General features: G+C 47.8%; 18 protein-coding genes, 1 tRNA gene, 1 rRNA gene and 1 pseudogene. 15 read left to right on the top strand and 6 right to left on the bottom strand.

Annotation, left to right across the window (positions count from 1 at the left end; all coding sequences use genetic code 11):
• The 4 genes from ACF8OV_RS10920 to ACF8OV_RS10905 all read left to right on the top strand — a co-directional run bounded on the left by ACF8OV_RS10920 (position 1) and on the right by ACF8OV_RS10905 (position 4,277).
• Positions 1–1,728, top strand: coding sequence for a sodium:solute symporter family protein (locus ACF8OV_RS10920; RefSeq protein WP_029830536.1), 1,728 nt, complete (start codon positions 1–3; stop codon positions 1,726–1,728).
• A 108-nt stretch (positions 1,729–1,836) separates the two neighbouring features.
• Positions 1,837–2,319, top strand: a complete 483-nt coding sequence (locus ACF8OV_RS10915) for a hypothetical protein (protein WP_005458018.1) — start codon at positions 1,837–1,839, stop codon at positions 2,317–2,319.
• Between the two features lie 177 nt (positions 2,320–2,496).
• Positions 2,497–2,874: a hypothetical protein gene (locus ACF8OV_RS10910; RefSeq protein WP_005458016.1), complete on the top strand. Its 378-nt coding sequence runs from the start codon at positions 2,497–2,499 to the stop codon at positions 2,872–2,874.
• Positions 2,875–2,891: 17 nt separating this feature from the next.
• Positions 2,892–4,277, top strand: a complete 1,386-nt coding sequence (locus tag ACF8OV_RS10905) for a lyase family protein (protein WP_140352177.1) — start codon at positions 2,892–2,894, stop codon at positions 4,275–4,277.
• A gap of 87 nt (positions 4,278–4,364) precedes the next feature.
• On the opposite strand, the gene ACF8OV_RS10900 is transcribed toward ACF8OV_RS10905, so the two are convergent.
• Positions 4,365–7,796 (bottom strand): PAS domain-containing hybrid sensor histidine kinase/response regulator, encoded by a 3,432-nt coding sequence (locus ACF8OV_RS10900; protein WP_031816499.1) that lies wholly within the window; start codon positions 7,794–7,796, stop codon positions 4,365–4,367.
• A 121-nt stretch (positions 7,797–7,917) separates the two neighbouring features.
• Positions 7,918–9,108, bottom strand: coding sequence for a 3-phenylpropionate MFS transporter (locus ACF8OV_RS10895; RefSeq protein WP_005458010.1), 1,191 nt, complete (start codon positions 9,106–9,108; stop codon positions 7,918–7,920).
• A gap of 229 nt (positions 9,109–9,337) precedes the next feature.
• On the opposite strand from ACF8OV_RS10895, the gene ACF8OV_RS10890 reads away from it, so the two are divergent.
• The 9 genes from ACF8OV_RS10890 (at position 9,338) to fis (ending at position 19,097) form a co-directional block, all read left to right on the top strand.
• The gene (locus ACF8OV_RS10890) at positions 9,338–11,164 is read left to right on the top strand and encodes a DUF294 nucleotidyltransferase-like domain-containing protein (protein ID WP_203505001.1); all 1,827 of its coding nucleotides are present in this window, start codon (positions 9,338–9,340) and stop codon (positions 11,162–11,164) included.
• A gap of 32 nt (positions 11,165–11,196) precedes the next feature.
• Positions 11,197–11,826 carry a 3'-5' exonuclease gene (locus ACF8OV_RS10885; RefSeq protein WP_005478580.1) on the top strand — a complete coding sequence of 210 codons (630 nt, stop codon included), beginning with the start codon at positions 11,197–11,199 and terminating at the stop codon, positions 11,824–11,826.
• A gap of 237 nt (positions 11,827–12,063) precedes the next feature.
• Positions 12,064–14,016, top strand: a complete 1,953-nt coding sequence (gene acs / locus ACF8OV_RS10880; RefSeq protein WP_005458005.1) for an acetate--CoA ligase — start codon at positions 12,064–12,066, stop codon at positions 14,014–14,016.
• A 304-nt stretch (positions 14,017–14,320) separates the two neighbouring features.
• On the top strand, positions 14,321–14,770 hold the full coding sequence (aroQ, locus tag ACF8OV_RS10875) for a type II 3-dehydroquinate dehydratase (RefSeq protein WP_005478606.1): 450 nt from the start codon (positions 14,321–14,323) through the stop codon (positions 14,768–14,770).
• A 61-nt stretch (positions 14,771–14,831) separates the two neighbouring features.
• Positions 14,832–15,293, top strand: coding sequence for an acetyl-CoA carboxylase biotin carboxyl carrier protein (gene accB, locus ACF8OV_RS10870; protein WP_025593988.1), 462 nt, complete (start codon positions 14,832–14,834; stop codon positions 15,291–15,293).
• 14 nt (positions 15,294–15,307) lie between these two features.
• On the top strand, positions 15,308–16,651 hold the full coding sequence (accC, locus tag ACF8OV_RS10865; protein WP_005496442.1) for an acetyl-CoA carboxylase biotin carboxylase subunit: 1,344 nt from the start codon (positions 15,308–15,310) through the stop codon (positions 16,649–16,651).
• Positions 16,652–16,781: 130 nt separating this feature from the next.
• Entirely contained in the window at positions 16,782–17,669 is an 888-nt protein-coding gene (gene prmA, locus ACF8OV_RS10860; RefSeq protein ID WP_203504999.1) for a 50S ribosomal protein L11 methyltransferase, read from the top strand.
• A 139-nt stretch (positions 17,670–17,808) separates the two neighbouring features.
• Positions 17,809–18,777 carry a tRNA dihydrouridine synthase DusB gene (dusB, locus tag ACF8OV_RS10855; RefSeq protein WP_031809783.1) on the top strand — a complete coding sequence of 323 codons (969 nt, stop codon included), beginning with the start codon at positions 17,809–17,811 and terminating at the stop codon, positions 18,775–18,777.
• Positions 18,778–18,800: 23 nt separating this feature from the next.
• Positions 18,801–19,097, top strand: coding sequence for a DNA-binding transcriptional regulator Fis (gene fis, locus ACF8OV_RS10850; protein WP_000462885.1), 297 nt, complete (start codon positions 18,801–18,803; stop codon positions 19,095–19,097).
• Between the two features lie 127 nt (positions 19,098–19,224).
• Here the strand turns inward: fis and ACF8OV_RS10845 are convergent, their stop codons facing one another.
• Positions 19,225–20,382 carry an MFS transporter gene (locus ACF8OV_RS10845; protein ID WP_203504997.1) on the bottom strand — a complete coding sequence of 386 codons (1,158 nt, stop codon included), beginning with the start codon at positions 20,380–20,382 and terminating at the stop codon, positions 19,225–19,227.
• Positions 20,379–21,944 carry an ABC-F family ATP-binding cassette domain-containing protein gene (locus tag ACF8OV_RS10840; protein ID WP_203504995.1) on the bottom strand — a complete coding sequence of 522 codons (1,566 nt, stop codon included), beginning with the start codon at positions 21,942–21,944 and terminating at the stop codon, positions 20,379–20,381. The genes ACF8OV_RS10845 and ACF8OV_RS10840 overlap by 4 nt, the downstream gene beginning before the upstream one ends.
• Positions 21,945–22,433: 489 nt before the next feature.
• Here ACF8OV_RS10840 and ACF8OV_RS10835 point away from each other — a divergent pair, with 489 nt between their 5' ends.
• Positions 22,434–23,423 carry a sensor domain-containing diguanylate cyclase gene (locus ACF8OV_RS10835; RefSeq protein WP_203504993.1) on the top strand — a complete coding sequence of 330 codons (990 nt, stop codon included), beginning with the start codon at positions 22,434–22,436 and terminating at the stop codon, positions 23,421–23,423.
• A 135-nt stretch (positions 23,424–23,558) separates the two neighbouring features.
• Positions 23,559–24,373 (top strand): annotated as a pseudogene (locus ACF8OV_RS10830) (IS630 family transposase).
• Between the two features lie 93 nt (positions 24,374–24,466).
• Here ACF8OV_RS10830 and ACF8OV_RS10825 read toward each other — a convergent pair.
• A tRNA-Asp gene (locus ACF8OV_RS10825) sits at positions 24,467–24,543 on the bottom strand.
• Positions 24,544–24,573: 30 nt separating this feature from the next.
• A 5S ribosomal RNA gene (gene rrf, locus ACF8OV_RS10820) occupies positions 24,574–24,665 on the bottom strand; the annotation flags it as partial.

The following is a 24,665-nucleotide window of genomic DNA, read 5'->3' as shown; positions in this document are numbered from 1 at the left end:
ATGGATTTGAAAACTATCACTTATCTGGTTGTTGGTGCGACGTTTGTCCTCTACATCGGTATTGCGATTTGGGCACGCGCTGGATCAACCAAAGAGTTCTACGTCGCGGGCGGTGGTGTAAACCCTATCGCTAACGGCATGGCAACCGCAGCAGACTGGATGTCTGCGGCATCGTTTATCTCGATGGCGGGTCTGATTGCCTTTATGGGTTACGGCGGCAGCGTATTCCTAATGGGCTGGACTGGTGGTTACGTGCTGCTTGCACTGTTGCTTGCCCCTTACCTACGTAAGTTCGGTAAATTTACCGTGCCTGAGTTTGTCGGCGAGCGTTTCTACTCCAAGACAGCGCGTATCGTAGCCGTAGTGTGTCTGATTATCGCGTCGGTCACTTATGTTATCGGTCAGATGAAAGGCGTTGGCGTTGCGTTTGGTCGCTTCCTTGAGGTGGATTACTCAACCGGTCTACTGATTGGTATGTGTATCGTATTCATGTACGCCGTTCTTGGTGGCATGAAAGGCATCACTTACACGCAGATTGCTCAGTATTGCGTACTCATTTTGGCTTACACTATTCCTGCAATCTTTATCTCTCTGCAGCTTACCGGCAATCCAATTCCACAAATAGGGCTCGGCAGTACCATGGCCGGCACCGATGTCTATCTGTTGGATCGGCTAGACCAAGTGGTGACGGAGCTCGGCTTTAGTGAATACACCACTCAAGTCCGCGGTGACACGCTAAACATGTTCGTTTACACCATGTCACTGATGATCGGTACTGCAGGTCTGCCACACGTAATCATCCGTTTCTTCACTGTACCGAAGGTGCGTGATGCACGTACCTCTGCAGGTTGGGCACTTGTGTTCATCGCTATCCTATACACAACTGCTCCAGCAGTATCAGCAATGGCACGTCTAAACCTAATGGATACCGTTAACCCAGCGCCGGGCCAACACTTGGCTTATGACGAACGTCCTACTTGGTTCAAAAACTGGGAGAAAACGGGTCTGCTTGGCTTTGATGATAAGAACGGTGATGGCAACATCAACTACACATCAGATGCTGCAACTAACGAACTGAAAGTTGATAACGACATCATGGTACTGGCTAACCCTGAGATCGCGAAACTACCTAACTGGGTTATCGCACTGGTCGCAGCGGGTGGTCTAGCGGCGGCACTATCAACCGCTGCGGGTCTATTGCTGGCGATTTCGTCCGCGATTTCCCACGACTTAATCAAAGGGGTAATTAACCCGAATATCTCAGAGAAGAAAGAGCTGCTCGCGAGTCGAATCTCGATGGCGGTGGCCATTGCAGTCGCAGGTTACTTGGGTCTGCATCCACCGGGCTTCGCGGCAGGTACGGTAGCACTGGCCTTCGGTCTGGCGGCGTCCTCCATCTTCCCGGCTCTGATGATGGGTATCTTCAGTAAGAACATCAACAAAGAAGGTGCTATCGCGGGTATGATTGCCGGTATCAGTATCACTTTGTTCTACGTGTTCCAACACAAAGGTATCCTATTCATCGCAGATTGGACTTACCTAGAAAGCTGGGGCAGCAACTGGTTCCTAGGCATTGAGCCAAACGCATTTGGTGCGATTGGTGCCTTATTCAACTTCATCGTCGCGTTCGCTGTATCGAAAGTAACAGCAGAAACACCACAAGAAGTGAAAGACCTAGTCGAACACGTTCGCGTACCGGTAGGTGCTGGTAACGCAGTGGATCACTAAAATATAACCAAAACCACAAAAGCCCCGTTTGGAACCTGCCGTCCGGGGCTTTTTTATTCTCACTTTTCAGTTACCATATTCGCAGTATGTCGTTGCAAGGAAGCCAAGATGTTCAAAAACAAGCACTTTATTCTCGCCCTGTTAATCGCGCCCATCCTTTCTATCATTGCCTACTTTGGTACCGATATGGCACTGAGCGAAAAGCCTCATGCCGCTAAAGAAGGGGAAACTTACAAGCTCGCGAGTAAGTCCAACTGCCGTTACACCAGTGGCCTATGTGACATGGAAAATGGCGATTTTAAAGTTAAGTTCCGTTCTGAAAAACTGACAAAAGATAGCCTAGAACTGTCTCTCAACGCTGCCTATCCGCTGGAAGGCGTCAAGCTGTCCGTAGTCGATGACCAACAACAGAACGCTCAGCCGATTGATATGACACGCGCCGATCAAGCTGGCCAAAACTGGTACATCACTCTGCCAAAGCCAACCTCCGCAGAGAGCTGGTTACGAGTCGTTATCCAAGCCGAAGGCACGCTTTACTACGGCGAAACACAAACAGCATTTGTGAAATACGAAACCTTGTTTACTGAGTAACATTACGCTGCGAATCCTTCTAAACAACGGATAAACTTTGCTGCGGGATGAAAACCCAACCATTTCTGCCGATGCGACTGCGTCGGCTTTTTTATATCTAGCCTTGCTGAAAATAGAGGGTTGCTAATTTATTCTTAATTGATAATAATTATCATTATCCAATTAATTGAGGCAGATATGAAACGCAGAAAGGACATATTCAACGCCTTCTTCAAAGCGCAAGATCGCTTCCAACTTGCCGCGCCAAGTGGCTTTGAGCCCGACGTCATTCATGACTATATTCATTGGGGTATGGTGTTGTCATCCAGCTATGAGCATGAAGCAGAAGACGAAAACTTACTCTTGTGCGAACTGTTTTTGCGCCAAGTGTATTTCCACCTTCTCGAAGCGATTCAAGACCCAACTCGCACTCGTACATTTCGCCGAGTCTGCCTTGATTCGGTTCACACACCCTTATTCTGCCTCAAACGTTACTACTATCAGTTTGAACATGGCGACGTAAAGTTTCTCCAATTACAACAACAATTACGCCTCATTCAGACTTCTCTTGATTAAACGAAAGGAACCCTACTATGACCACCGAATTTCGTATTGAAACCGACAGCATGGGCGAAGTAAAAGTCCCGGCGAATGCCTTGTATCAAGCACAAACTCAGCGCGCTATCGATAACTTCGCATTCAGCCAGCACACCATGCCAAGCGGTTTCATCCAAGCTTTGGCCTACATCAAGCAGACGGCAGCGCTGACCAACGCACAACTAGGGTTACTGGAAGGTGATATCGCTAATGCGATTGCAGACGCCGCGCAAGCCATTATTGACGGCCAACATCTCGATCAGTTCCCTATCGACCTGTTCCAAACCGGTTCTGGGACAAGCTCCAACATGAACGCCAATGAAGTGATTGCCACGCTCGCGTCTGAATTGCTTGGCGGCAACGTCAACCCGAATGACCACGTTAACATGGGGCAAAGCAGTAACGATGTGGTGCCGACGGCGATTCAAGTCAGCTCAGCACTTGCTATTGAACACAAGTTGTTGCCTGCACTGGCTCATCTTAGCCAAAGCCTAGAAACCAAGAAGCAAGCTTTGCAAGGCGTGGTAAAAACAGGCCGAACCCATTTGATGGACGCCATGCCAATCACTTTCGCGCAAGAGCTGGGCGGCTGGCAATTCCAGATTGAACACGCTAAACAAGCCATTGAACAAACACTGCCGATGGTGAAAGCCCTTGCTCAAGGCGGCACTGCCGTTGGCACAGGGATCAACGCCGATCCGCGTTTTGCCTCTCTGTTTGCAGACAACCTCACTCAGTCCACTCGAGTCACCTTTACTTCAAGCGACAATTTCTTCTTCAACCTCAGCAGCCAGGATGCGATCGTCGCACTGTCCGGGCAGCTCAAAACAGCAGCAATTGCGATCATGAAGATCGCAAACGATCTTCGTTGGATGAACTCTGGCCCATTGGCAGGCTTGGGTGAAATCGAACTGCAAGGCTTACAGCCGGGTTCATCAATCATGCCGGGCAAAGTAAACCCGGTTATTCCTGAAGCCGCAGCCATGGCGTCAGCGCAAGTGATTGGCAACGACGCAACCATCACCATCGCGGGTCAGTCTGGCAACTTCCAGTTGAATGTTATGCTACCCGTGATTGCACATAATATTTTGGAGAGCATTGAGCTCGTTGCGAACAGTGCGACCGCCCTTGCCGATAAGGCGATTGCGACCTTTGACGTTCGACAAGATAACCTCGATATTGCTTTGGCCAAGAATCCGATTTTAGTCACCGCACTAAACCCGGTGATCGGGTATTTGAAAGCGGCAGAAGTCGCGAAAAAAGCCTACAAACAAGGACGAGCCATCATTGATGTGGCCGAAGAGGAAACGGATTTAGACCGCGAAACGCTTGAAAGGCTACTTAATCCAGCCAAATTGACTCAAGGTGGCGTGGCTGAGTAAAGCACTGCTTTGAATATCTGCAGAATACAAAGAGACCTCTCATCGGAGGTCTCTTACTATCTGGCTCATGCATTCAACTTACCGAAGCTACGCGACTCGATTGAGCACCGAGCGCAATTTAAGTGGCTTAACTGGTTTGGCAATAAAGCTGAAACCGTTCGCTTTGATGCCTTCCATCATATCGTCAGTACGGTCAGCACTGATGATCACCCCTTCAAAACGATTCCCTAGACGCAAACGACACTGTTGCAACACTTCTAACCCCGTACGTCCGTTATCCAATCGATAATCAGAGAAAATGACGTCTGGCACCCAATCGCCTTCGAGCGCTTGTAAACTTTCGACGAGATCCGTCGCAACCCGTATGTCACACCCCCAACGAGAGAGCAGATTTTCCATTCCGACCAAAATGTCAGGTTCGTTATCGACACACAAAATTCGCAAGTGGCACAACTCGGATTGAGGACTGGTATCGACTTTCGCAGGGTGTGGCTGAACGTGATGAGCCTTATCCAAGGTTATTGAGAACACGCTGCCTTTACCAAACCACGAACGCATTGAAATTTCGTGCCCCAACACCTGCGCAATCCCTTTGGAAATCGCCAAGCCTAATCCCAAACCTTGATCGGAGCGCACTTGCGTTCCGCGATTAAACTCCTCGAAAATTTCCTGCTGTTTTTCTTCCTCGATGCCCATGCCGTTATCCCACACATCAATGCGAACACGTCCTTGAACTCGGCGCACTCCCAGCGCGACTTTACCATTTGGGCTGTAACGGAAGGCATTGGTGAGGAAATTCTGTACCACACGACGCAGTAATTTAGGGTCCGATTTCACCATTAGAGAAGATGGGATCATAGTGAACTCGATCCCCTGTTGTTTAGCCAATGCGCTGAATTCCGCATTGAGGTTCGCCAGAACATCGTTGACCGCGAAGCCATGCACATTGACTTCCAACTTACCCGATTCCAAACGCGAAATATCCAGCAAATCTCCGATCAAATCTTCCGCCGCGCCTAACGCACTTTCGATGTGTGCCGACAACTTGCGGGTTTCGCTGTCTTTGGCTACTTCAGAAAGTGAAGACGCAAACAAACGGGCGGCATTGAGCGGCTGCATCAAGTCGTGACTCACGGCCGCTAAAAAACGTGATTTCGATTTCGATTCCAAATCCGAACGCTGCGTCGCTGCCACCAACTGCTTGTTGAGTTGCTCCAACTCTCTAGTGCGCGCGCGTACTCGTTCTTCTAACGTTTCATTGGCGTCTTTCAGCGCTTGCTCGGCATCGCGGAATACGGTGATGTCCGTAAAGCTCATTACAAAACCACCGCCGGGCATCGGGTTACCCTGCACTTCAATCACTCGTCCATCAGGGCGCACACGGGAAGATGTATGTCGCGTGCCTTGCTCAAGATGATACACGCGGCGGCGTACGTGGTCTTCTGGATCGCCGGGGCCACACAAACCTTGCTCAGCATTGTGGCGAATCACATCAGCAATCGGTCGGCCGACTTGAATTAATCCGGGCGGGAATACAAATAACTCTAGGTAACGCTGGTTCCACGCCACCAGCCGCAATTGTTTGTCGACCACCGCAATCCCTTGGCCGATATGTTCAATCGCCCCTTGGAGTAATCCGCGGCTAAAGTCGTACAACTCGGATGCTTCATCAACGATGGTTGCGACTTCTTCAAGCTGCATATTTCTGCCTTGCAGCGCAGAAGTAAGTACTAACTTAGCGGAAGAGGCACCAAACACCCCAGCCAATACGCGTTCAGTGTGACGAATCAACGAAGACGGCGCTTGTTGGTTCGGTAACAACTCCTCTCGCTGCTGACTCCAATAGGCTTGGAAAGCCACTTTAACCCGAGTGCGGCCAACAAAGCGCGAGGCAAGCATTTCCAACTCAGCCACGGTAACTCGACTTTGGTACAAGCTGATGTTTTCGCTTTCAGGCAGCGGTGTTCCGACAAAAGACGCCGACTGTAAGCGCTCACTTAGGCTTGGACGCGTCGCCAGAGACACCGCGACAAAACACACCGCGTTCGCCACCACACTCATGATCATGCCCCAATCCGAAATCGCAATGTCGAAGCTCGACAGCATCTCTGGCGGCGTGATTAACCAAATCAAAAAGTTGTTGCTGGCATTACCAGCCAACATGTCGGTTTGGCTCATTAAGGTAATCAACCAAATCGTAAAACCGACCGCGAGGCCAACATAAACGCCTTTCTTGTTACCCTGACGCCAATACATACCGCCAATCAATGCAGGAGCAAACTGGGTAATGGCTGCAAACGAGAGAAAACCTATCGCAGAGAGTGAGTGGATACTATCTAAAGCCTGATAAAATCCCCATGCACCAATCAACAAAATCAGAATTAGAGCGCGGCGAATACGCAACAAAAGCTCCGAGAAATGGTGATGGTTGCGCTGCGCCAAGCGCATTCGGCGTAATATCAGCGGCATCACTAAGTCGTTCGATACCATGATCGCCAAAGCAATGGTTGATACAATCACCATACCGCTCGCCGCCGAGGTACCGCCCAAAAACGCCAGTAGCGCAATCTCGCTTGCCCCCACCGCCATCGGCACACTGATCACGTAAGTATCGGCAGATGTTCCGCTCAATAACCCTTGCCCGACCCACGCGATTGGCAACACAAATACGCCCATCAAAATCAGATACAGCGGGAACAACCAACGCGCAACGTGCAAGTCTTGCGCACGTTCATTTTCCACCACCATGGTGTGGAACTGACGCGGCAAACAGACAATTGCCAACATGGTCAGCACAGTATGAATCAATAAGGTTGGAATGTTTGGCGACTGGTAGGTTTCAGAAGCCACTTCAATCAGGCTCAAGTTTTCAGTACTCATCGCCAGCCAGACAATGAAAATCCCCACCACCAAAAACGCCAGCAATTTGATGATGGATTCGAACGCGATCGCCATCATCATCCCACGGTGATGCTCAGTGTTATCAATATGGCGAGTACCAAACAACATGGTAAAAATGGCCAGTGCCACCACGACAAACCAAGACACGCTGTCATTCTGATAACCAAAATCGGTCGCCAATTCCGGGGCGATGATCTCCAACCCCATGGTGATGCCACGCAGCTGCAAGGCGATGTAAGGCAAGATCCCTGCCACCGCAATCAATGTGACGACCACCGCCAAACCTTGCGATTTTCCGTAACGGGCACCAATAAAATCAGCGATGGAAGTGATGTGTTCGCGCTTCGCGATCAGAATGAGTCGAGCCAGAACCCGCCATCCGATGGTAAACACCAAAATCGGCGCGATATAGATGGGCAAGAAAGACCAAGGATTGCTGCTCGCCTGTCCGACCGTGCCGTAGAAGGTCCACGAGGTACAGTACACCGCAATCGAGAGACTATAAATCCACGGTCGCCAACGGGCGAGCCAGCGCTTCTGTATGTCTCCGTACCACGCGATTATAAATAGGGCTCCCAAGTACGCCAAAGAAACGGGAACCACCAGCCATCCTTGCATCCGATATCCTTTCTAGCTTTTCTTACAGAAAATAAAAAACCTCTCCTTGAGGGAGAGGTTTCATTTAACACTGCTTTCACAATGGAGACAAAGATTAGTTTTTAACCTTTGTCACAGAAGTCTAATTCTGTGTTTCAAGTGCCTTTTCAGACACATCCACCACGTTGTGGCTAGGCTCTTGAGGGTCCAATTTAATGAACAGCGCCAATAGACCCATTGCCGCCATACCCCAGAACACCAACGCGCCCCAGTGCTCGTATCCCCAACCACTGAGCACCGTCATCAGCGCGATAAATGCGCCAAGCGGGATCGCGTTGTATAGCGCTTGCAGCGCCACCATTTTGTGCTCTTCAGAGTTTTGGATGTATTGAATGGCCGCAATGTGCGCTGTCGCGAATGTCACACCGTGCAGAAGTTGCACGATAACCAACGCAACGATAGACGTTGTTGCAGCGGTCATGCCCCAACGCATCATCACACCACAAGCTGCAACAATAAACAGCGTGCGCAGCGCCCAACCAGCAAACAGACGCTTACTCAATGCAAACACAGCCACTTCTGCCGCAACGCCCAGACTCCACAAGTAGCCGATCACGTCTTCTGAGTGACCCGCCGCTTTCCAGTGAATGGCACTAAAGCCGTAGTACGCCGCATGGCTACCTTGGATAAGCGATACCAAAACCAAGAACTTCACCACTGATTTATCGGTAAGCAGTGCAGATAATTTCGGACGTTCAGCATGCTGGTCACCGCGAGTGACAGGCATTGGATTGATGCTGCGCATCGCGAAAAGCAATGAAAAGAACACCCCCACCATCGCGGTGTACAGAATCATATCCGAGCCAAATTCTGCGACAAGGAAACCCACCACCGTTGAACCCGCAATGAAGGCTATAGACCCCCACAAACGCGTGCGCCCGTAATCCAACATTTTCAAGCGAGCGTAGTAGTTTGCCATCGCGTCTGATAGCGGAACTACCGGACCACAACACAAGTTAAACAACACCGTTGCCAATGCCATGAGCCAAAAACTGCCGCCCGTAAAAAAGTGGAAACCAACAAAAATGAGGGCTGCAAAGCTCAACCAACGCAACGTTGGCATTAGATGTTCAACTCGGTGTACACGAGGGGTAATGACGAGGTTAGCCACGCAGCGTGTCGCCAAACCTAAACCAACCAGTAAACCAATGTCCGTGGAAGAAACGCCCTGTTCTTTAAACCACAACGACCAAAATGGCAGGTAAACGCCATACGCAAAAAAGAATCCGAGAAAGTACTGGGAAATCCAGCCATACGGAGAAGGTTTCAACATTACTAATATCCTAAAACGGGAACACCATCGCTCGAACCGTGGATTATGGATCGCTATGCGTATTAGAAAAAGGGAAGAATAGGCAACTTACCGTTTCCTCGATGTCATTCTGACTTTTGATGCGCCAAATTCGCCCATCAATGTCCAGCGGTTTAGACCAAAGTCGTCTGGCTTACGGCAAGAAATTTGTCAGACTTATACTGTGTTCCTCCCAATTTTAGGTGTCTCCATGCCTGACAAATTTAATATGCAATCTCCCCCGTTCGATCGTCTGACCGATGCTCAGCAAACTCGGCTGCGCTCGTCCTTAGATGTGGCGTACTATCGAACTCGAGATGTCATTTTATCTAGCGGGCAGACCAACCCTCACTTGCACATATTGATCAAAGGCGCAGTCGAAGAGCGTTCTAAAGACCAATCCGAAGTGTTCGCTCACTACGCCAATGACGACATGTTTGATGTGCGTTCACTGTTTGAAGAATGCGTTCGACATCAATACATCGCGCTGGAAGACACCCTTTCGTACTTGCTACCAAAAGACGTTTTTCTCGAGCTTTATAACGAGAATGGCCAGTTCGCGGCTTACTTCGACAACAACTTATCCAAACGACAAGAACTCATCGAAGCCGCGCAGCAACAGCAAAACTTGGCCGAATTCATTCTGACCAAAGTCGATAACAGCATTTATCATCCGCCGATGATCCTCGCGCCAGAAACGCCAATCAACGAGGTAACTCGAACTCTAAAAGATAACGGCATCGATGCTGCATTGGTTCAGCTCCATGACGACGACCCGCGATTGGAAAAATGGCCGTCAGCTCACTCGTACGCCATCGTGACTCGTACCAACATGCTGCACTCGGTTATGTTGGATAATTGCGCCGTGGACACACCTGTAGGTGAGATCGCAACTTTCCCTGTCTACCATGTTGATAACGGGGATTTTCTGTTTAACGCCATGATCACCATGACACGTAATCGCATGAAGCGTTTGATGGTCTGCGAAGGCAATCGCGCGGTGGGCATGCTCGACATGACACAGATTCTCAGCGCGTTTTCGACGCATTCCCACGTGTTAACACTCAGCATTGCACGAGCAAGCAGCGTAGAAGAACTGGCGTTGGCCTCAAACCGCCAACGTCAACTGGTAGAAAGCTTGCTGAGAAACGGCATCCGCACTCGCTTCATCATGGAGCTCATCTCTGCGGTAAACGAACAAATTATCGAAAAAGCCTTTGAACTGGTGGTGCCACCCGCTTTGCACGACCACTGTTGTTTGATCGTGCTGGGCTCAGAAGGGCGTGGCGAGCAAATTCTTAAGACCGACCAAGACAACGCGCTCATTATTGAAGACGGGCTAGAATGGCCGCATTGCGAACAAGTGATGCAATCATTCACCCACACTCTGCAGCAGCTTGGTTACCCACTCTGCCCCGGCAAAGTGATGGTCAACAACCCAAAATGGGTCAAAACGCAGCAAGAGTGGATCCACACCTTAGATCATTGGATTGCGAAGGCGGAGCCTGAACCAATCATGGACTTGGCGATTTTCAGTGACGCACATGCAGTAGCAGGAAATCGAGAGCTTCTCACCCCAATAGCAAATCACCTCAGAGACAGCATGAAAGATCGCATGCTGGTTTTGTCGGATTTCACGCGCCCTGCTTTGCAATTTTCCGTGCCCCTTACTCTGTTTGGCAACGTAAAAAGTGCCAAGGATGGTTTGGATATCAAACGTGGTGGCATCTTCCCTATCGTGCATGGTATTCGCACCTTGTCGTTGGAATATGCGATTGAAGAAAAAAACACCTTTGAACGCATCGAAGCACTAAGAAAAAAACGCATCTTAGAACCTGAGACCGCAGACAACTTAAACGAAGCGTTGAAACTGTTCTTTAAGATTCGCCTTAATCAGCAATTGAGTAAACAAGAAACACTTAACAACATTGATATCAAACAGTTAGACCGAACCGAGCGTGACTTGCTGCGTCATAGCTTGCATGTGGTGAAGAAGTTTAAGCAGTTCTTGGGCTTCCACTATCAAATCCGCGATTAAGCGCTTACACAAGTCAAAATGAGGCGTAGAGGATGAACTGGTTACAACGCAAATATTGGCATTACAAACTGAAAGGCTCGCCTTATCAGTCGCTGTTTTGTGCGCCACACAAAACCGAGTTTGTGTCTCTAGATTGTGAGACCACCAGCCTTGATCCGAACCGTGCTGAGTTGGTAACCATCGCGGCAACCAAGATCATCGACAACCGCATCCTCACCAGTCAACCTTTTGAAGTACGCTTACGTGCGCCCCAATCGTTAGATTCTGGGTCAGTGAAAATTCATAAAATTCGCCACCAAGATCTGGCTGATGGTATCAGCGAGAAAGAAGCGTTGCTGAAACTGCTCGCGTTCATCGGCAACCGTCCTTTAGTCGGATATCACATTCGCTATGACAAAAAAATTCTCGACCTTGCCTGCCAAAGGCAACTCGGCTTCCCACTGCCAAACCCATTGATTGAAGTCAGCCAGATTTATCACGACAAATTAGAACGGCATTTACCCAATGCCTACTTCGACTTAAGTCTGGATGCGATTTGCAAGCACCTTGAACTGCCCATTCAAGATAAACACGACGCGCTGCAAGATGCGATTTCTGCCGCCTTGGTTTTTGTGCGCCTCACCAAGGGCGATCTGCCAAATCTCACCGCGCCATACACATAAATCCTGTTGACCTAGCTCCCATAATTACTTTTATTTCAAGCATTTTCCGGCACACCCCTCTGTCTCATCCTAAAGTCTAATTGTGGAAATACGCGCTGTGACTGACAGTTATAGGCACAACGTCGTTCTAGGACGACTGAGTATTTAAGAACCAAAAGACAGCCCTACAAAAATACATATTCAGAATCTTAAGTAGATTGGTGTAAGGCCGAGAATTAAGGCACAAGGAGAGAAGCCATGAGCGAAGCCCACGTTTATCCGGTAAAAGAAAATATTAAAACTCATACACACGCGGATAATGATACCTACCTAGCCATGTATCAGCAGTCGGTCACCGATCCAGAGGGCTTCTGGAACGAGCACGGCAAAATCGTTGATTGGATCAAACCTTTCACCAAAGTAAAAAGCACCTCATTCGACACCGGCCACGTTGACATTCGCTGGTTTGAAGATGGCACACTGAACGTGTCTGCAAACTGTATTGACCGTCATCTCGCAGAGCACGGCGACGACGTAGCAATCATCTGGGAAGGCGATGATCCAGCAGACGACAAAACGCTGACTTTCAACGAACTGCACAAAGAAGTGTGTAAGTTCTCTAACGCATTAAAAGACCAAGGCGTGCGCAAAGGCGACGTGGTGTGTTTGTACATGCCAATGGTGCCAGAAGCGGCTATCGCTATGCTGGCGTGTACACGCATCGGCGCGGTGCATACCGTGGTATTTGGTGGTTTCTCACCAGAAGCACTGTCTGGTCGTATCATCGACTCTGACGCGAAAGTTGTGATCACTGCAGACGAAGGTGTGCGCGGTGGACGTGCCGTTCCACTGAAAAAGAACGTGGACGAAGCACTCACTAACCCAGAAGTAAAAACCATCAGCAAAGTTGTGGTACTAAAACGCACAGGCGGCAATGTAGATTGGCATGAGCATCGTGATGTTTGGTGGCACGAAGCAACCGCAAAAGTATCTGATGTTTGTCCACCAGAAGAGATGAAAGCGGAAGACCCACTGTTCATCCTCTACACATCTGGCTCGACAGGCAAACCAAAAGGCGTACTTCACACCACAGGTGGCTACCTTGTTTATGCGGCCATGACGTTTAAATACGTCTTCGATTACCAACCAGGTGAAACCTTCTGGTGTACCGCAGACGTAGGCTGGATTACTGGCCACACGTACCTTATCTACGGACCACTTGCGAACGGCGCGAAAACCATCCTGTTCGAAGGTGTACCAAACTACCCGAACACAAGCCGTATGAGCGAAGTGGTCGATAAGCATCAAGTGAACATTCTGTACACCGCACCAACGGCTATTCGTGCGCTGATGGCAAAAGGCAACGAAGCGGTTGCTGGCACGTCTCGCTCAAGCCTTCGCATCATGGGCTCAGTGGGCGAACCAATCAACCCAGAGGCATGGGAGTGGTACTACAAAACGATCGGTAACGAAAATTCACCTATCGTCGACACTTGGTGGCAAACGGAAACCGGCGGCATCTTGATCGCTCCACTTCCGGGCGCGACAGATCTCAAACCAGGTTCAGCAACTCGCCCATTCTTCGGCGTACAACCTGCGCTGGTTGATAACATGGGTAATATCCTTGAAGACACCGTGGCTGAAGGTAACTTGGTAATTCTTGATTCTTGGCCAGGTCAGATGCGTACGGTTTACGGCGACCATGAACGCTTCGAACAAACCTACTTCTCAACCTTTAAGGGCATGTACTTCACCAGTGACGGCGCGCGTCGCGACGAAGACGGCTACTACTGGATCACTGGCCGCGTCGATGACGTACTGAACGTGTCTGGACACCGTATGGGCACCGCTGAAATTGAATCTGCGCTAGTCGCGCATCATAAAATTGCCGAAGCCGCGATTGTTGGTATTCCACACGACATCAAAGGCCAAGCGATCTACGCCTACATCACGCTCAACGATGGCGAGTTCCCATCCGCAGAGCTGCACAAAGAAGTGAAAGATTGGGTGCGTAAAGAGATTGGTCCAATTGCAACGCCTGACGTACTGCACTGGACAGACTCTCTACCAAAGACTCGTTCAGGTAAGATCATGCGTCGTATTCTGCGTAAGATTGCGACAGGTGATACCAGCAACCTAGGCGATACTTCAACGCTTGCCGATCCAAGTGTAGTAGACAAACTCATCGCCGAAAAAGCAGAACTGGTATAAGCTCGCCAGCCTGTTTTAAACAGTGAACGAAAACCGCCATCTTTGCATGGCGGTTTTTTGCTTTTGGGCGCAAATTAACCACAACATAGATATGGTGATTATGTTGTTTTTGTTAACTTGGTTACAGAAACGAGGCGGGCAATTGGGAGATTAGACCAGTAAATTGCTGCTAATTGCTATGAATTAGCTATAATCTTGGTCGATTTTTTAAAATTTGCTCGGTTTTAACAAAAAAATCGTGCTGAATTATCGTATATTTGGGAATATAAACGTTCCACTCACGATAAGGGAAGATAGCAACATAATGTCTGCAAAGTCACGGATTCTTGTTCTAAACGGACCAAATCTTAACCTATTAGGTCTGCGTGAACCGACACACTATGGTAACAACACCCTAGCACAAATTGTGGACGCTTTGACTGAACAAGCGCACAACGCAGGGGTGGAATTGGAACACCTACAATCAAATCGTGAGTACGAACTGATTGAAGCCATTCATGCCGCTTACGGTAAGATTGATTTCATCATCATCAATCCAGCTGCTTTCACTCACACCAGTGTAGCACTGCGAGATGCATTACTTGGCGTGGCCATCCCATTTATCGAGGTGCACCTATCGAACGTGCATGCACGTGAGCCGTTTCGTCATCACTCTTACCTGTCTGATAAGGCAGAAGGCGTGATCTGCGGTTTAGGCGCACAAGGTTATGAATTCGCTCTGTCTGCCGCGATTAACAAGCTACAGGCAAAGTAACCCTAACACTCTGCAACCCCACAGGGGTTGTCTTAATCACAAGATAAAAGAGAAAGAAAAGATGGATATTCGTAAAATCAAGAAGCTAATCGAGTTAGTTGAAGAGTCTGGCATTGCTGAGCTAGAGATTTCTGAAGGTGAAGAGTCAGTACGCATCAGTCGTCACGGCACAGCAGCTCCAGCACCAGTTCACTACGCAGCAGCTCCAGTAGCAGCACCTGCGCCAGTAGCAGCACCTGTAGCAGACGCGCCAGCAGCTGAAGCTCCAGCAGCAGCAGCGGTACCTGCAGGTCACCAAGTTCTTTCTCCAATGGTTGGTACTTTCTACCGCTCTCCAAGTCCTGATGCGAAATCATTCGTAGAAGTTGGCCAAAAAGTTAACGCTGGCGACACGCTATGTATCGTTGAAGCAATGAAGATGATGAACCAAATCGAAGCGGACAAATCTGGCGTTGTTACTGCAATCCTAGTTGAAGACGGCCAACCAGTTGAATTCGACCAACCTCTAGTTGTAATCGAATAAGCGAGGCTTGCCTTATGCTAGACAAAGTAGTCATCGCGAACCGAGGTGAAATTGCACTTCGTATTCTTCGCGCTTGTAAAGAATTAGGTATTAAGACCGTTGCTGTTCACTCAACAGCTGACCGCGATCTTAAGCACGTACTACTTGCAGATGAAACCGTGTGTATCGGCCCTGCTCGTGGTATCGACAGCTACCTAAACATCCCACGCATCATTTCTGCAGCAGAAGTAACTGGCGCGGTAGCGATCCACCCAGGTTACGGCTTCTTGTCAGAAAACGCTGACTTCGCAGAGCAAGTTGAGCGCAGTGGTTTCATCTTCGTTGGTCCAAAAGCGGACACTATCCGCATGATGGGCGACAAAGTATCAGCGATCACCGCAATGAAAAAAGCGGGCGTTCCATGTGTACCTGGCTCAGACGGTCCGCTAGATAACGACGAAGACAAGAACAAAGCTCACGCTAAGCGTATCGGCTACCCTGTTATCATCAAAGCATCTGGCGGCGGCGGCGGTCGTGGTATGCGCGTAGTTCGTGCAGAAAAAGACCTCGTTCAAGCTATTGCTATGACTCGTGCAGAAGCAAAAGCAGCATTCAACAACGACATGGTTTACATGGAGAAATTCCTAGAAAACCCACGTCACGTTGAAGTACAAGTTATTGCTGATGGTCAAGGCGGTGCAATCCACCTAGGTGAACGTGACTGTTCTATGCAGCGTCGTCACCAAAAAGTAGTGGAAGAAGCTCCAGCTCCTGGCATCACTGAAGAGATGCGTAAGTACATCGGCGAACGTTGTACTCGTGCATGTGTTGAAATCGGTTACCGCGGCGCAGGTACATTCGAATTCCTATACGAGAACGGTGAATTCTACTTCATCGAAATGAACACTCGTATTCAGGTAGAACACCCAGTAACAGAAATGGTTACCGGTATCGACCTAATCAAAGAACAGCTTCGCGTAGCAGCAGGTCAACCACTGTCATTCACTCAAGATGACATCAAGATCCGCGGCCATGCGATTGAGTGTCGTATCAACGCAGAAGACCCAGAGCGCTTCCTACCGTCTCCAGGTAAGATTCAACGCTTCCACGCGCCAGGCGGCATGGGTGTTCGTTGGGAATCGCACATCTACTCTGGTTACACAGTGCCACCTCACTACGATTCAATGATCGGTAAGCTGATCACTTACGGTGAAAACCGTGACGTAGCGATTGCACGTATGAAAAATGCACTGGGTGAGATGATCATCGAAGGCATTAAAACTAACGTGCCACTGCAAGTGTCAATCATGAATGATGAAAACTTCCAACACGGCGGTGCGAACATTCACTACCTAGAGAAGAAACTAGGCCTACAATAAGCCTCAGCGAACCTCTAAATAAATGCCCACATCTGTGGGCATTTTTGTTTTGTATAAAGTCTATACTCAAACAAATCGCAGAGTTCTGGTAAACTCTGCGCCACTTCATTCACTTTAAGAGCAAAAACAAATGCCTTGGATTCAAATCAAACTCAACGCGACCAATGAAAACGCCGAGCAAATCGGCGACATGCTAATGGAAGAGACTGGTGCGCTGTCTGTAACTTTCTTAGACGCGCAGGATACACCTGTATTCGAACCTCTACCTGGCGAGACTCGCTTATGGGGCGATACTGACATTCTGGCACTGTACGATGCAGAAGCCGATACCAACTTCATCATCGACCAAATCAAAGCAAGCAATATGCTAGCAGAAAATTTTGCTTACAAAGTTGAACAGCTTGAAGACAAAGACTGGGAACGCGAGTGGATGGAAAACTTCCACCCAATGAAATTTGGTGAGCGCCTATGGATTTGCCCAAGCTGGCGTGAAGTGCCAGAACCAGACGCTGTCAACGTAATGCTGGATCCAGGTCTTGCATTCGGTACTGGTACTCACCCAACAACCGCACTTTGTCTTGAGTGGCTAGAAAGCATGGACTTAAGCGGTAAAACCGTTATCGACTTCGGTTGTGGCTCAGGCATTCTTGCGATCGCAGCGATCAAACTGGGTGCAGAAAAAGTTGTCGGGATCGACATTGATCCTCAAGCGCTACTTGCTTCAAAAGACAACGCAGAGCGTAACGGCGTTGCCGAAAAACTAGAAGTATACCTTCCTCAAAACCAACCAGAAGGTCTGATTGCAGACGTGGTTGTTGCTAACATTCTTGCTGGCCCACTACGTGAACTTGCACCAATCATTAAAGGCCTAGTTAAGCCAAATGGCGCCCTAGCAATGTCTGGTGTTTTGGACACGCAAGCGGAAGATGTTGCAAGCTATTACCGTGATGAGCTTCACATTGACCCTATTGTTGAGCAAAGCGAATGGTGTCGCATCTCTGGTCGTAAGCAAGGCTAGACAAGGTTTTCAGGGCTAATTGTTTGAAATTCATACAATTTACAAAAACAATTTGTAAATGCTCAAATATTAGTCTTTTCACGCAGTGAAAAAATGCGTAAAATGCGCGCCCTTGCTGGCACAGAACTGTGATGACGTTTTGAAAATCGGAAACTACCAACTTAAGAACAATCTAATCGTAGCCCCTATGGCTGGTGTAACGGATAGACCGTTCCGCGAGTTGTGTCTTCGTTATGGTGCGGGCATGGCCGTCAGTGAAATGATGTCCGCCAACCCAAAACTATGGAAAACGTCGAAGTCGAAACAGCGCATGGTACATGAAGGCGAATCGGGCATTCGCTCTGTACAAATTGCCGGTTCCGATCCACAGCTTATGGCAGATGCAGCTCAATTCAGTGTTGAAAACGGTGCGCAAATCATCGACATCAACATGGGCTGCCCGGCAAAAAAAGTGAATAAGAAGCTGGCGGGCTCTGCACTGCTTCAATACCCAACCATTATCGAAGAGATTTTGAAAGCGGTAGTGAATGCGGTAGACGTTCCTGTAACGTTAAAGACCCGAACAGGCTGGGATACAGAAAACAAAAACTGTGTCCAAATCGCTAAATTAGCCGAAGACTGCGGCATACAAGCTCTTGCCCTGCATGGCAGAACAAAAGCGTGTATGTACAAAGGTGAGGCCGAATACGACAGCATTAAAGCGGTAAAAGAGGCGATTTCAATTCCGGTTATCGCGAACGGTGATATCGATAGCCCGGAGAAAGCCAAATTTGTACTGGAGTACACCGGTGCGGACGCTTTAATGATTGGACGCCCTGCCCAGGGTCGTCCTTGGATTTTCCAGGAAATCCATCACTATTTGGAAAACGGCACCACAATGGATGAGCTTCCCACTCAGGAAGTGAAAGCCATTATGCTTGGTCATGTGAATGCTCTTCATGAATTTTATGGTGAGTATTTAGGTCCACGTATCGCGCGTAAGCACGTAGGTTGGTATCTGAAAGAACATGAACAAGCGAGTGAGTTTCGCCGTACCTTCAACGCTATCGACGCAGCTCCGCTGCAAATTGAAGCGCTAGAAGGTTATTTTGATAACGTTGCATCATAATTAAGAGAAGAGCTAGACCGAATATGTTCGAACAAAATCTGACTTCAGAAGCATTAACAGTAACTACAGTAACGTCACAAGACCAGATTACTCAAAAGCCTTTACGTGACTCTGTTAAAGCGTCTCTTAAAAACTACCTTGCTCAACTAAATGGCCAGGAAGTAACAGAACTATACGAATTAGTTCTAGCTGAAGTTGAACAGCCACTATTAGATACTATCATGCAGTACACTCGCGGTAACCAAACTCGCGCAGCAACTATGATGGGTATCAACCGCGGTACTCTTCGCAAGAAACTTAAGAAATACGGCATGAACTAAGACCGGATTTCAAAAGTATTTGGAACAAGCCGTTACCTTCGGGTAGCGGCTTTTCTTTATCTACTGATCTAAAAATATTAGTGAAGAAACACGCGTGACACTTTCGCATCACGCGATTCACACTCTTTTATGAGTAGCGCTGGAGTTGCTCCGTTTCCTGAATGGGCTTCAATGCTGCGATAGCGAAGCCAAAGAGTAATACGGCCAATACAGCGACCCATTCACTCCCTACATCATAGGCAAATCCAGCAAGCGCAGACCAAATTGCGACGCCAAAGTGCATCATGCTCATCGCAGATGACATTAGAACTCCTCGATATTCATCCGATAAGCTCGCTATATAAGCCTGTAGAGCCGGAGAGCCTATACCGCCTGCCAACGACCAAATTGCCAATATGGGAAGATAGGCCACGAATTGGCTCACACCACACGCAAATACCCAGATGCTACATGGCATGCACACCACAAGCGCAATACGCATTACAACTCGGCCACTTCCAAGGCGATGAGAAGCTCGAGTCGTGAGTAGATTTCCAAGAACACTCACGATTCCTAAAGCTGCGTACATCATGCCAATCCAACTTATCGACAGTCCCGCGACATCTCTCATATTGAGCCCAATGAGATTGAATACACCAATACCACCACCTAAGCCAAAACACATAGCCGCGATCGCACCCAACGCTCCAGGAAGGCGAAATGCCTCTATAACGGGAGGTAATGTCATTAACCGCTCGTTCTGATCGTGAGGCTCTCTCATGCATCCCCAAACTAAGGCCCCAACAGCAAGTGCCGCCATCCCTAAAATGATAAAAGCTGCTCGCCATGATAAGAGCTGTGTGATCAGTGCGCCGATAGCAGGGCTGGTTATCATGCCTAATGTCAATCCAGCTTGCACCATCACAATATGCCGCATCGAGCGCCCACCTTTTGCATCACCAGCCAACGCAAATGCGATTGGCAGCATTCCTGCGCTAGCAATGCCCGTAACAACACGAGTGACTAGAGCCAATTCAAAGTGGCTAACCAAGCCAGTCAGAATCGAGGAGATGCCAAAAACGAAACAAGCAGGCAGCATAAGGCGAAGACGCCCTACTCGATCCGACCAACGCCCTAAATAAGGCGCACAAAACGCAATCGCTAGACTATACGCCGTAATAAAGAGTGTCACCTGGCTCGGAGGAACACCAAGATCACCTCCGATAGGTTCTAAAATAGAGCCAAGCAGCAATTCGTCAGCACCTACCAGAAATGCAATAAAGAACAACGCTATCGACTGAATCATGCTTCAACCTCCGCTTGCAACGAAAGCTCCGCTAAGGTCGCGATATCGACGATTCTGTCTGGCCAATCTTGGATAAATGCCTTCTCGTGTGAAACCAAGATGACACTGCCCGCAAAACGTTGTAGCGCCTGCTTCAACGCATCTTTACTGCTGGTATCAAGATGCGTAGTTGGCTCATCGAGAATGAGTACATTGCAGCCTCGTGTTGCTAAACAACAAAGCTTAACGCGAGTTTGCTCCCCACCACTCAACGCCTCTAAGCGACGTTGTGCTTTATCACCCTTTATCCCGAAGCGTGCTAACAGCTTACGAGCCGATTTACTATTGATTGAAGAATCGACCGCACACACCTCTTGCTCCGGTGTATGATCCGGATGACGCCAAGATAAGTCTTGAGCGAAATAACCGATCTTAAGACCTTGTGCAAACGCCATTTCACCAGAGAGTGGCAGCACCTCCCCCATTAGCGTTTTGAGCAATGTCGACTTCCCTACGCCATTAAAGCCCTCAATCACCAACTTGTCTCCTCGCGCGATAGTGATATCAATCGGTGACAGTAAAGGCGTTTGATAGCCAATGCTCAACGCTTCGGCACTAACAACACTTTGATGTCCAATAGGCGCATAAGAAAAATCAAATTCAGTCACGGCATCTGTTTTATGCAACTGAATCCTTTCAATTTTATCCAATTGTTTCTTACGGCCCTTCGCAATGCTCGCATTCACACCTGCGCCATTTTTCGCAATAAATTGTTCCAGTTTCTTAATCTCAGCTTGCTGTGCGTGGTACTCTTTTTCCAACAGCGAATTGTTGTGTCGCTTTTGCGCCATTGCTTTGTGGTATGAGCCGGTGTATTTCTGGATTTTTTGATAGTCGATATCACAGATGCAGGTAGTAACCGCATTCAGGAAACTCACATCATGAGACACCAATAGTACGGTTCCTACATAAGCATTGAGATAACTCTTCAACCACTCAATATGAGTTGCATCAAGATAGTTAGTCGGCTCATCTAGCAGTAAGACGTCTGGTTCACGCAACAATAAGCGCGCTAATAAGACCTTATGGCGTTGCCCACCACTTAACGCACTCATTAGAGTATCCGGCCCCAACTGCTGTATACCAAGCCCTGCGGATACACTTTCAATTTGGGCATGTAAGGCGTAAAAGCCTTGGGCTTCCAATTCCGTTTGTAACTTAGCAACTCGGCGAAGCAAAGAAGGCGATGCAGATTCAGCCACCTCTTGATACAAAGAAAATAATTCACGTTCAGCTTCAAACAACTCATTAAATGCCGATTGTAAACATTCTCTAATCGTCTGAGTTTTATCTACCACAAGATGTTGATCAAGATAGCCAATCTCTAAGTTTGGCTGCCAATGAATATCTCCCTCATCGGCAGAAATTTCACCAACAAGCAACTTTAACAATGTACTTTTTCCTACTCCGTTTGCACCGGTGATTCCTACATGCTCTCCAGCATGAATAGTGAAGTGGGAATGGCTATATAGGTGATGATCAACAACCTGATAGGACATATTTTTAACGTGTAACACACTCATGTTTTTTACCAAATAAAAAGGGCCGGTACTTACATACCGGCCCCTATTTCAACTATGGGTAACTTCATATCTGATTTCAAACTTCAGATACAAAAAAGCCGGTGATGAAATATCACCGGCAGTCTCTTGTCTTTACTCAGATGTAATACAACCTACGCATTTTCCAGCTTAGCTGTGCACGTATTTCCACATCTGATGAAGATAATTTATGACTCCGAGCAACACTTCATCGCGTTTTATGCACGGAGTTCAGCCTTCTTACGAAGTTTTTAAACAAGAGATATAACATGAATTTTTGTCTCAAAAATATACAGGCAAGAGCCTACACCCGCACGAAACAAAGTGCTATAAAAATTTCACTCAAACAGCTCAAAAGCTAACACACACAGATTAGCTGAATCGATAAACCATTATGTGATCCATATTGATTGTGTCATCAATACAAACCTATATAATCGGCTACTTGCCGAGAAGAAGGAAAGTAACCACATGATTTATCAAGAAAGGGAAACATGGTTAGAAGCCATTTTAAACACCCTACCGGATCATGTGTTTATCCTAGACGAAAGCGGGCGCTATATTGAAAGCTTTGGTGGTACCCACCACTCCAAAACGTTCAACGCAGAACGCTACACTGGCTTACAGCTTAGCGATGTCCTTTCCCCAACCAAAGCAGATGAACTCATGGGGTTTATTTTTGACGTTATGCAAGATAACGAAACGAAAGTCGTGAAATACAACCTTTCTCTGCATGACCACCTACTCCTGCCTATAGAAGAGCTAGAAGCGTTGGAAAATCCAGAAGAAATGTGGTTTGAGGCGATTATCAAACCAGTTAACGCTCCTGAAAATGCAAACAAACTGGTGATCTGGTCTGTACGTGATATCACCAAGACTCATTTGCTAGAACAACGCCTTAAACAATTATCAGAAACTGATGCACTTACTGGTCTTCTCAACCGTCGGGCGTTTATCTCCAATTTAGATAATGCGATCATTCAACATACAAAACGTTCTAAAACACTTTCATGCTTGATGATCGATATTGATCACTTCAAAGATATTAATGATAGAGTTGGCCATTTTTCTGGTGATCATGTTATCACTCGCATTGCTCACGTTTGCCAAGGAGTCATTCGTGGCAGCGACTTTATAGGTCGATTGGGAGGAGAAGAGTTCGCAGTAATCTTAACAGATACGAATGCGATTCAAGCGTATGAAGTAGCTGAGCGCATACGCCAAGCTATACAAGCAACGATCTGTCATGTCGATGACGTTGAAATTACGACCACTGTTAGTATTGGTGTAGCAGAGTTGAATTCACAACAATCCAACGCAAAAGAGCTTCTAATCGAGGCCGATAAAGCGATGTACTATTCAAAGCACTCAGGACGCAATCAAGTCACCCTAGCTTACGAAAACCTGCCAGATCTTAAGCTTTATCAAGCCGGTCACTTAAAAATACAAAGGGTTTCCTAAAAATAAATAACTCATTTCTTACCACGATAGCCTCTTTACTACTAAAAAGCCTCAGGCCTACGCACTCTCCATAATAACATCGCTAAAAACTCACCTATCTAAAACCCTTATAACTATTAGTAAAAAGTGCTCTATATGTGTTCGCTATTTATCGACCTAAACCACCATCATGACATCCTTAATATCGACTTTAAAAAGCTCGCAAGTCAGCAAAAATCCATTCAGATGAAAATGAGACTGCTGGCCCTTGCTCATTTCAAATGATGGGTACTCACGCACACAAATCGTCAAGTTTCTCAAGGTAAGCCGAACCAGTGTCAATAAGTTGGTCCAAAGTTTTCTTGAAGAACGGCAAGAAAAGCCAAGCACAGGAGGGTTGAAAAATCAAAATCGAAACGATCCTTAAGATCCCAGAACATATAGCTTTAGAGTGTGTTGATGCCTGGTTTCAGGACGAAGCCAGATTTGGGCAACAAAACACGACAACACACTTATGGACTGAAAAAGCAGCTCGCCCAAGAGCCGAGAAGCAATAACAATTTGTGTATGCTTATCTGTTCGGTTCAGTCTGTCCCAGAAAAGGAATTAGTGAGGCTATCATTGTCCCTGGGTTAATAAAGGCATCTGATAGAGCACTTAAAACAAATATTGGTAGTCACGGAGGAGGGATGTCGCGCCGTCGTTGTAATGGATGGTGCAGGATGACATACAGAAGAAATTGCCAATGACTTTAAAATGTCAGTGTCATCAAACTTTCACCCTATTCTCCAGAGCTAAACCCTATCGAACAAGTATGGCGTTGGTTGAGGCAACGCGATTTAGCCAATCAATATTTTACTGATTACGACGACATCATCTCCAAAGTCTGCGATGCATAGTATCGGTTTTTGGATTGCTCCAAAAGAGTCACCAAAATATGCTCGAGAAGATGGGTAGACCTGACCAGTTAATTTTCCAGATTGGTATGACTTCTCTTGGAAGGGAAAATGACAGCCCCTAAAACGACAAAAGCCCTGCTATTTCTAGCAGGGCTTTCAAATAAATGGCGGAGCGGACGGGACTCGAACCCGCGACCCCCGGCGTGACAGGCCGGTATTCTAACCAACTGAACTACCGCTCCGCACTGGTTAGACCTAAGTCTAAATTTAAAGCCTGGCGATGTCCTACTCTCACATGGGGAAACCCCACACTACCATCGGCGCTATTTCGTTTCACTTCTGAGTTCGGAATGGGATCAGGTGG

It is taken from the genome of Vibrio sp. GLN_1, from assembly GCF_043106015.1.
GTDB lineage: Bacteria > Pseudomonadota > Gammaproteobacteria > Enterobacterales > Vibrionaceae > Vibrio > Vibrio parahaemolyticus.
Note: the sequence above shows the minus strand (reverse complement) of the source record. Positions and strands in the feature narration are given on the sequence as shown.

Coding starts and splice junctions, on each gene's coding strand:
- ACF8OV_RS10920 (WP_029830536.1), top strand. CDS start 1: ATGGATTTGAAAACTATCACTTATCTGGTTGTTGGTGCGACGTTTGTC.
- fis (WP_000462885.1), top strand. CDS start 18,801: ATGTTCGAACAAAATCTGACTTCAGAAGCATTAACAGTAACTACAGTA.
- prmA (WP_203504999.1), top strand. CDS start 16,782: ATGCCTTGGATTCAAATCAAACTCAACGCGACCAATGAAAACGCCGAG.
- ACF8OV_RS10905 (WP_140352177.1), top strand. CDS start 2,892: ATGACCACCGAATTTCGTATTGAAACCGACAGCATGGGCGAAGTAAAA.
- ACF8OV_RS10915 (WP_005458018.1), top strand. CDS start 1,837: ATGTTCAAAAACAAGCACTTTATTCTCGCCCTGTTAATCGCGCCCATC.
- ACF8OV_RS10845 (WP_203504997.1), bottom strand. CDS start 20,382: ATGATTCAGTCGATAGCGTTGTTCTTTATTGCATTTCTGGTAGGTGCT.
- ACF8OV_RS10895 (WP_005458010.1), bottom strand. CDS start 9,108: ATGTTGAAACCTTCTCCGTATGGCTGGATTTCCCAGTACTTTCTCGGA.
- ACF8OV_RS10840 (WP_203504995.1), bottom strand. CDS start 21,944: ATGAGTGTGTTACACGTTAAAAATATGTCCTATCAGGTTGTTGATCAT.
- ACF8OV_RS10835 (WP_203504993.1), top strand. CDS start 22,434: ATGATTTATCAAGAAAGGGAAACATGGTTAGAAGCCATTTTAAACACC.
- aroQ (WP_005478606.1), top strand. CDS start 14,321: ATGTCTGCAAAGTCACGGATTCTTGTTCTAAACGGACCAAATCTTAAC.
- ACF8OV_RS10910 (WP_005458016.1), top strand. CDS start 2,497: ATGAAACGCAGAAAGGACATATTCAACGCCTTCTTCAAAGCGCAAGAT.
- acs (WP_005458005.1), top strand. CDS start 12,064: ATGAGCGAAGCCCACGTTTATCCGGTAAAAGAAAATATTAAAACTCAT.
- ACF8OV_RS10900 (WP_031816499.1), bottom strand. CDS start 7,796: ATGCAAGGATGGCTGGTGGTTCCCGTTTCTTTGGCGTACTTGGGAGCC.
- accC (WP_005496442.1), top strand. CDS start 15,308: ATGCTAGACAAAGTAGTCATCGCGAACCGAGGTGAAATTGCACTTCGT.
- ACF8OV_RS10885 (WP_005478580.1), top strand. CDS start 11,197: ATGAACTGGTTACAACGCAAATATTGGCATTACAAACTGAAAGGCTCG.
- accB (WP_025593988.1), top strand. CDS start 14,832: ATGGATATTCGTAAAATCAAGAAGCTAATCGAGTTAGTTGAAGAGTCT.
- ACF8OV_RS10890 (WP_203505001.1), top strand. CDS start 9,338: ATGCCTGACAAATTTAATATGCAATCTCCCCCGTTCGATCGTCTGACC.